Annotated in this window: 12 protein-coding genes and 1 pseudogene; all 13 read right to left on the reverse strand. The window is 65.5% G+C overall.

What is annotated here, in order from left to right:
• Positions 1-18 precede the first annotated feature (18 nt).
• On the reverse strand, positions 19-1,134 hold the full coding sequence (locus tag BGN95_RS06835) for an acyltransferase family protein (RefSeq protein ID WP_286772060.1): 1,116 nt from the start codon (positions 1,132-1,134) through the stop codon (positions 19-21).
• Positions 1,135-1,278: 144 nt separating this feature from the next.
• Entirely contained in the window at positions 1,279-1,455 is a 177-nt protein-coding gene (rpmD, locus tag BGN95_RS06840) for a 50S ribosomal protein L30 (RefSeq protein ID WP_179512557.1), read from the reverse strand.
• A 5-nt stretch (positions 1,456-1,460) separates the two neighbouring features.
• Positions 1,461-2,177, reverse strand: coding sequence for a 30S ribosomal protein S5 (gene rpsE / locus BGN95_RS06845; RefSeq protein WP_265270906.1), 717 nt, complete (start codon positions 2,175-2,177; stop codon positions 1,461-1,463).
• Positions 2,178-2,180: 3 nt separating this feature from the next.
• The gene (gene rplR, locus BGN95_RS06850; RefSeq protein WP_179512558.1) at positions 2,181-2,531 is read right to left on the reverse strand and encodes a 50S ribosomal protein L18; all 351 of its coding nucleotides are present in this window, start codon (positions 2,529-2,531) and stop codon (positions 2,181-2,183) included.
• Positions 2,528-3,061: a 50S ribosomal protein L6 gene (gene rplF / locus BGN95_RS06855; protein ID WP_179512559.1), complete on the reverse strand. Its 534-nt coding sequence runs from the start codon at positions 3,059-3,061 to the stop codon at positions 2,528-2,530. Before rplF (BGN95_RS06855) ends, rplR (BGN95_RS06850) begins: the two co-directional genes overlap by 4 nt.
• Positions 3,061-3,282, reverse strand: a pseudogene (gene rpsH / locus BGN95_RS06860) (30S ribosomal protein S8); the annotation flags it as partial. The pseudogene rpsH (BGN95_RS06860) and the gene rplF (BGN95_RS06855), both read right to left, overlap by 1 nt.
• A 237-nt stretch (positions 3,283-3,519) precedes the next feature.
• The gene (gene rplR, locus BGN95_RS06870; protein ID WP_179512558.1) at positions 3,520-3,870 is read right to left on the reverse strand and encodes a 50S ribosomal protein L18; all 351 of its coding nucleotides are present in this window, start codon (positions 3,868-3,870) and stop codon (positions 3,520-3,522) included.
• Complete coding sequence (gene rplF, locus BGN95_RS06875) at positions 3,867-4,400, reverse strand: 50S ribosomal protein L6 (protein WP_179512559.1); 534 nt, start codon at positions 4,398-4,400, stop codon at positions 3,867-3,869. The genes rplR (BGN95_RS06870) and rplF (BGN95_RS06875) overlap by 4 nt, the downstream gene beginning before the upstream one ends.
• Complete coding sequence (rpsH, locus tag BGN95_RS06880) at positions 4,400-4,795, reverse strand: 30S ribosomal protein S8 (RefSeq protein WP_286772061.1); 396 nt, start codon at positions 4,793-4,795, stop codon at positions 4,400-4,402. The genes rplF (BGN95_RS06875) and rpsH (BGN95_RS06880) overlap by 1 nt, the downstream gene beginning before the upstream one ends.
• 12 nt (positions 4,796-4,807) lie before the next feature.
• A complete protein-coding gene (rpsN, locus tag BGN95_RS06885) occupies positions 4,808-5,113 on the reverse strand; it encodes a 30S ribosomal protein S14 (protein ID WP_179512561.1) in 306 nt (101 codons plus the stop codon).
• A 39-nt stretch (positions 5,114-5,152) separates the two neighbouring features.
• Entirely contained in the window at positions 5,153-5,737 is a 585-nt protein-coding gene (gene rplE / locus BGN95_RS06890) for a 50S ribosomal protein L5 (protein ID WP_286772062.1), read from the reverse strand.
• Positions 5,730-6,047, reverse strand: a complete 318-nt coding sequence (gene rplX / locus BGN95_RS06895; RefSeq protein WP_124809392.1) for a 50S ribosomal protein L24 — start codon at positions 6,045-6,047, stop codon at positions 5,730-5,732. Before rplX ends, rplE begins: the two co-directional genes overlap by 8 nt.
• The gene (rplN, locus tag BGN95_RS06900) at positions 6,047-6,415 is read right to left on the reverse strand and encodes a 50S ribosomal protein L14 (RefSeq protein ID WP_124809393.1); all 369 of its coding nucleotides are present in this window, start codon (positions 6,413-6,415) and stop codon (positions 6,047-6,049) included. Before rplN ends, rplX begins: the two co-directional genes overlap by 1 nt.
• Between the last annotated feature and the right edge of the window lie 123 nt (positions 6,416-6,538).

Below are 6,538 nucleotides of genomic sequence, written 5' to 3' on the forward strand. Positions count from 1 at the left end.
ACAAAAGTGCGACCGGCGTCAAAGCGCCCCGACCTGTGGCCGGGACGCCACCCGCTTGCGAGCGAATTGCCGCAGCCAATCGCGCATCGGCCGCTCATAAGCGACGTAGCTGATGCGCGCGACCGCGATCGTTCCCCCGAGAAAGAGCAGCAGGAACCACAGGCTGTCCGCGAAATGCGGAATCATCGCGGCGGGCAGCAGCACGAACAGCATGAGCTGCAGCGGCACGTGCCAGAGATACATGCCATAGGTCGTGTCGCCAACCGCGCCGAGCAGGCCGCGCGCGCGCGGCGCGACATATCGTTCCGCCGCGCAGAGAATGAGCAGCAGCGAGCCGAACACCCCCGGCAGCCCCACCACCATCAGGCCGCGATAAAGCGCGAACACCCCGATCGGAAAGGCGATCGCGACGATCAGCGCCAGCAGCCGCTCCTCGCGCCACAAAGCGGTGTGCACGATGTATAGCGCGACGCCGACGAAGAAATATTGCCCGCACGCGAGCAAGGGCGTCGCGGGAATCATCAGGCTGAGCAGAAAGAACAGCGCCGCAAGCACCACGGGCAGCACGAGCCCGAATCTGCCCACCCAGCGGTGAACAACCCAGAAGAAGACGTAGATCAGCACCTCGACCGATACCGACCAGACCGGTCCGTTGAAGGATGCCCCGCGCTCCAGCCCCCAGGATCCGGCGAAGAACAATTGGAGCAGGAAATGATACGCGTCGTTATACGGATAGACCCAATGGGTGCCGTATTTGGCGAGGATCGCGATTTGCAGCAGCGCCACCAGCACCAGCGTGAGCAGATGGAGCGGGTAAAGCCGCGCGAAGCGGTTCACCGCGAATGCCCGGGTCGAGTGGCGCGCCGGCAGATAGACCGCCGCGAAGACGAACCCCGATATCATCCAGAAGATCGGGACCGCGAAATGGCCGTGGTCATACCACAACCCGAACAGCCCGTGGAGCGGCTCACGCAGGCTATATCCCTTGGCCGGCACATTGGTGCCGAGCGGCATGTAGAAATGCTGGTAATGCCAGAAAAGGACGGCGAAGGCCGCCAGCGCGCGCGACGCGTCGAGCAGGTAGAAACGCTGCGGACGATCGGCCAATTGTGCCGCGGCGGTAGCCGGCGACACCAGGTCACGCGCGATTGAAAACAGTCGTCGGACCAAAACCGCCCCCACGCGTTAACCTTTGGTTAGCGATACGAAGGGGCGGTCATTAGGGTCAAGGGCGCCGGCCGCACGGGCCGACCACCCCAAAGCATTTAATGCGGGATTTTAGCCCTGCACTTCGACCATATGCTGCACCTTGCGGATCATGCCGCGAACCTCGGGGGTATCCTCGAGCTCCGACACGCGGTGCATCTTGTTGAGGCCGAGGCCGATCAGCGTCGCGCGCTGGTCCTTGGTGCGACGGATCGGCGACCCGGTCTGCTTCACCTTGATCTTCGCCATGCGCCTTACTCCGTGACGGCCGCGGCTTCGGCAGCGGCGGTCTGCGCGTCAGCGCCGTGGCCGCGACCGAGCAGGTCGGCGATCTTCTTGCCACGACGCTGCGCAACCGCCTTCGGCGAAGTCTGGCTGCCCAGCGCCTCGAACGTGGCGCGGATCATGTTGTAGGGGTTCGACGTGCCGATCGACTTGGTCACCACGTCGTGGACGCCCAGGCTCTCGAACACGGCGCGCATCGGGCCGCCCGCGATGATCCCGGTGCCCTGCGGCGCCGAGCGAACGGTAACGCGACCGGCGCCGAAATGACCGTCGCCGTCATGGTGCAGCGTACGGCCTTCCTTGAGCGGGACGCGGACCATATGCTTCTTCGCCGCGGCGGTCGCCTTGGAGATCGCCTCCGGCACTTCGCGCGCCTTGCCGTGGCCGAAACCGACCCGGCCCTTGCCGTCGCCCACGACGACCAGCGCCGCGAAGCCGAAGCGCTTGCCGCCCTTCACCGTCTTGGACACGCGGTTGATGTGGACGAGCTTTTCGATCAGCTCCTCGCCGCCATCCTCGTTGTTGTTGCGACGGTCGTCACGACGGCCACGGCCGCCATCACGGCCGCCACGGCCGCGATCGCCGCCGCCGCGCCCGCCGCGGGCACCGCGACCGCGCGGTGCCTCGCCCGCGCCACCCTCGGGGGCAGCGACGGCCTGGACCTCGGTGTTGTTCTCGTCAGCCATGTCTTAGAACTCCAGTCCGGCTTCGCGCGCGGCTTCCGCCAGCGCCTTCACCCGGCCGTGAAACAGGAACCCGCCACGGTCGAACACGACCTGCGTGACGCCGGCGGCCTTGGCCGCTTCCGCGACGCGCTTGCCGACCTCGGTCGCAGCCGCGACGGTCGCGGTCTTGCCCTCGTGGTTGGCGAGGGTCGACGCCGAAGCCAGCGTGCGGCCCGCCTCGTCGTCGATCACCTGGGCATAGATATGCTTGCCCGAGCGATGCACCGACAGGCGCGGACGCGTGCCAGCGCGCGCACGAAGCGCCGTGCGATTGCGGCGACGCCGCTTCTCGAAAAGCGAAAGGCCCTTGGTCACTTCTTCTTCCCTTCCTTACGGAAGATATATTCGCCGTCGTACTTGATGCCCTTGCCCTTGTACGGCTCGGGCTTACGCCAGCGGCGGATCTCGGCGGCGAGCTGGCCGACCTTCTGCTTGTCGGCGCCCGAAATCTCGACCGTCGTGTTGTCCGGGGTCTTGACCTCAAGACCTTCCGGCACGTCGATGTCGACGTCGTGGCTGTAGCCGAGCTGCAGCTTCAGCTTGCGCCCCTGCGCGTTGGCACGATAGCCGACGCCGGTGATCAGCAGCTTCTTGGTGAAGCCCTCGGTCACGCCGGTGACGAGGTTCTGCACCAGGGTACGCTGCATACCCCAGAAGGAGCGGGCGCGCTTGGTCGCGTTCGCCGGCTGCACCGAAATGCCGTCCGCCTGGACGTCATAGGTGATCTCGTCGGCGAGCTTGAGCGACAGGGTGCCCTTGGGGCCCTTCACGCTCAGCATGCCTTCGTTGATGCTCGCGGTCACGCCCGAGGGGATCGCGACCGGACGTTTGCCGATGCGGCTCATCAGAACACCTCCGCCAGCACTTCGCCACCGACATTCTGCTCGCGCGCTTCCGCGTCCGAGAGAACGCCGCGCGGCGTCGAGACGATCGTGATGCCCAGGCCGTTCATCACGCGCGGCAGGTCCTGCGACCCGCTGTAGATGCGGCGGCCGGGCTTCGAGACGCGCGCGACATGCTTGATCGCCGGCTGGCCCTCGAAATACTTGAGCTCGATACGGACGCCCTTCACGGGGCTGGACACGCGGTTGATGTGGACGAGCTTTTCGATCAGCTCCTCGCCGCCATCCTCGTTGTTGTTGCGACGGTCGTCACGACGGCCACGGCCGCCATCACGGCCGCCACGGCCGCGATCGCCGCCGCCGCGCCCGCCGCGGGCACCGCGACCGCGCGGTGCCTCGCCCGCGCCACCCTCGGGGGCAGCGACGGCCTGGACCTCGGTGTTGTTCTCGTCAGCCATGTCTTAGAACTCCAGTCCGGCTTCGCGCGCGGCTTCCGCCAGCGCCTTCACCCGGCCGTGAAACAGGAACCCGCCACGGTCGAACACGACCTGCGTGACGCCGGCGGCCTTGGCCGCTTCCGCGACGCGCTTGCCGACCTCGGTCGCAGCCGCGACGGTCGCGGTCTTGCCCTCGTGGTTGGCGAGGGTCGACGCCGAAGCCAGCGTGCGGCCCGCCTCGTCGTCGATCACCTGGGCATAGATATGCTTGCCCGAGCGATGCACCGACAGGCGCGGACGCGTGCCAGCGCGCGCACGAAGCGCCGTGCGATTGCGGCGACGCCGCTTCTCGAAAAGCGAAAGGCCCTTGGTCACTTCTTCTTCCCTTCCTTACGGAAGATGTACTCGCCGTCGTACTTGATGCCCTTGCCCTTGTACGGCTCGGGCTTACGCCAGCGGCGGATCTCGGCGGCGAGCTGGCCGACCTTCTGCTTGTCGGCGCCCGAAATCTCGACCGTCGTGTTGTCCGGGGTCTTGACCTCAAGACCTTCCGGCACGTCGATGTCGACGTCGTGGCTGTAGCCGAGCTGCAGCTTCAGCTTGCGCCCCTGCGCGTTGGCACGATAGCCGACGCCGGTGATCAGCAGCTTCTTGGTGAAGCCCTCGGTCACGCCGGTGACGAGGTTCTGCACCAGGGTACGCTGCATACCCCAGAAGGAGCGGGCGCGCTTGGTCGCGTTCGCCGGCTGCACCGAAATGCCGTCCGCCTGGACGTCATAGGTGATCTCGTCGGCGAGCTTGAGCGACAGGGTGCCCTTGGGGCCCTTCACGCTCAGCATGCCTTCGTTGATGCTCGCGGTCACGCCCGAGGGGATCGCGACCGGACGTTTGCCGATGCGGCTCATCAGAACACCTCCGCCAGCACTTCGCCACCGACATTCTGCTCGCGCGCTTCCGCGTCCGAGAGAACGCCGCGCGGCGTCGAGACGATCGTGATGCCCAGGCCGTTCATCACGCGCGGCAGGTCGTTCGACCCGCTGTAGATGCGGCGGCCGGGCTTCGAGACGCGCGCGACGTGCTTGATCGCCGGCTGGCCCTCGAAATACTTCAGCTCGATGCGGACGCCCTTGGCCGGGCCAAGGTCTTCCTCGCTGTAGCCACGGATATAGCCCTCGCGCTGAAGCACGTCGAGCACGCGGGTCCGCAGCTTCGACGCCGGCGACACGACGCTGTCCTTGCGCGCGCGCTGGCCGTTGCGGATGCGGGTGAGCAGGTCACCCAGGGGATCGTTCACTGCCATTGTTCGTGATCCTTACCAGCTCGACTTCGTGACGCCCGGAATCAGGCCCTTGTTGGCCAGTTCGCGGAGCTGCACGCGGCAGAGACGGAACTTGCGATAATAAGCGCGCGGACGACCGGTCACTTCGCAGCGGTTGCGCACCCGGGTCGGGTTCGCGTTGCGGGGAAGCTCGGCCATCTTCAGCCGCGCGATGAGACGCTCGGTCTCGTCGAGCGACTTGTCGTTCGCCTTCGCCTTGAGCGCTGCATATTTGCCGGCATATTGCTTCACCAGCTTCTTGCGGCGCTCGTTCTTGTTAACGGAACTCAGTTTCGCCATGGACTTAAGCTCTCTCGTTCAAATGCTTGATCAAGGCGCTCACGCAGCCTGCTTCACTTCGACCTGGACGTCCTGCGGGAACGGGAAGCCGAACAGACGAAGCAGCTCACGCGCTTCCTCGTCGGTCTTGGCCGTCGTCGCCACGATGATGTCCATGCCGCGCACCTTGTCGATGCGGTCGTAGTTGATCTCCGGGAACACGATCTGCTCCTTCAGACCGCAGGCGTAATTGCCACGGCCGTCGAAGCTCTTCGGGTTCAGCCCGCGGAAGTCGCGGACGCGCGGGAGCGCGATGGTGATGAAGCGGTCGAGGAATTCGTACATCCGCTCGCGACGCAGCGTCACCTTCACGCCGATCGGCATGCCTTCACGCAGCTTGAACTGCGCGATCGACTTCTTCGCCTTGGTGATCACGGGCTTCTGGCCGGCGATCAGCTCCATTTCCGCGGCTGCGGTCTGGACCTTCTTCTTGTCCTGGCTCGCTTCGCCGACGCCCATGTTGAGCGTGATCTTCTCGATCTTCGGGATTTCGAGCGCGTTCTTGTAGCCGAACTTCGCCTGCATCGCCTTGGCGATCTCGTCGGCGTACTTCGTCTTCAGGCGCGGAACGTACTTGTCAGCCATCGATCGTCTCCCCGGACTTCACGGCGACGCGGACCTTCTTGCCGTCCTTCGTTTCAAAACGAACGCGGGTCGGCTTGCCGTCCTTGTCGGCGATGGCAACCTTCGAGATGTGCATCGGCGCTTCGCGGCGATCGATGCCACCCTGCGGGTTCTGCTGGCTCGGCTTGCGGTGACGCGCGGCGATGTTCACGCCGGCAACGACGATCTTGTCTTCCTTCGGGAGAACCTGGAGCACCGTGCCGGTGCGGCCCTTGTCCTTGCCCGAACGGACGACGACGCTGTCACCCTTCTTGATCTTGGCGGCGGCCATTACAGCACCTCCGGAGCGAGCGAGATGATCTTCATGAAGCCACGGCCGCGCAGTTCGCGCACCACGGGGCCGAAGATACGCGTGCCGATCGGCTCTTCGTTCTTGCCGACGAGCACGGCGGCGTTGCTGTCGAAGCGGATCACGCTGCCGTCGGGACGGCGCACGTCCTTCTTCGTGCGAACGATCACGGCGCGGTGCACGTCACCCTTCTTCACGCGGGCGCGCGGCTGCGCTTCCTTCACCGACACCACGATGATGTCGCCGACGCCGGCAAAACGGCGCTTCGACCCGCCCAGCACCTTGATGCACTGGACGCGCTTCGCGCCGCTGTTGTCCGCGACGTCGAGATTGGATTGCATCTGGATCATTGATCCGGTTCCTTCTCACTGGCTTGCCGGAACCAGTCCGGCAGTTCCAAAATTGTCGCTGCTCTTAGACGTCCGCTTCGACCGCGGTGCCCTTGCCGGCCTGGACCCGTTCGATAACCTTCC

It is taken from the genome of Sphingomonas sp. 66-10, from assembly GCF_001897045.1.
GTDB lineage: Bacteria > Pseudomonadota > Alphaproteobacteria > Sphingomonadales > Sphingomonadaceae > Sphingomonas > Sphingomonas lycopersici.

What these genes read in the sequence shown, in the direction of transcription:
- rpmD (WP_179512557.1), bottom strand. Translation starts at nt 1,455, where the DNA reads ATGGCGAAGATCAAGGTGAAGCAGACCGGGTCGCCGATCCGTCGCACC.
- rpsE (WP_265270906.1), bottom strand. Translation starts at nt 2,177, where the DNA reads ATGGCTGACGAGAACAACACCGAGGTCCAGGCCGTCGCTGCCCCCGAG.
- rplF (WP_179512559.1), bottom strand. Translation starts at nt 3,061, where the DNA reads ATGAGCCGCATCGGCAAACGTCCGGTCGCGATCCCCTCGGGCGTGACC.
- rplF (WP_179512559.1), bottom strand. Translation starts at nt 4,400, where the DNA reads ATGAGCCGCATCGGCAAACGTCCGGTCGCGATCCCCTCGGGCGTGACC.
- rpsH (WP_286772061.1), bottom strand. Translation starts at nt 4,795, where the DNA reads ATGGCAGTGAACGATCCCCTGGGTGACCTGCTCACCCGCATCCGCAAC.
- rpsN (WP_179512561.1), bottom strand. Translation starts at nt 5,113, where the DNA reads ATGGCGAAACTGAGTTCCGTTAACAAGAACGAGCGCCGCAAGAAGCTG.
- rplE (WP_286772062.1), bottom strand. Translation starts at nt 5,737, where the DNA reads ATGGCTGACAAGTACGTTCCGCGCCTGAAGACGAAGTACGCCGACGAG.
- rplX (WP_124809392.1), bottom strand. Translation starts at nt 6,047, where the DNA reads ATGGCCGCCGCCAAGATCAAGAAGGGTGACAGCGTCGTCGTCCGTTCG.
- rplN (WP_124809393.1), bottom strand. Translation starts at nt 6,415, where the DNA reads ATGATCCAGATGCAATCCAATCTCGACGTCGCGGACAACAGCGGCGCG.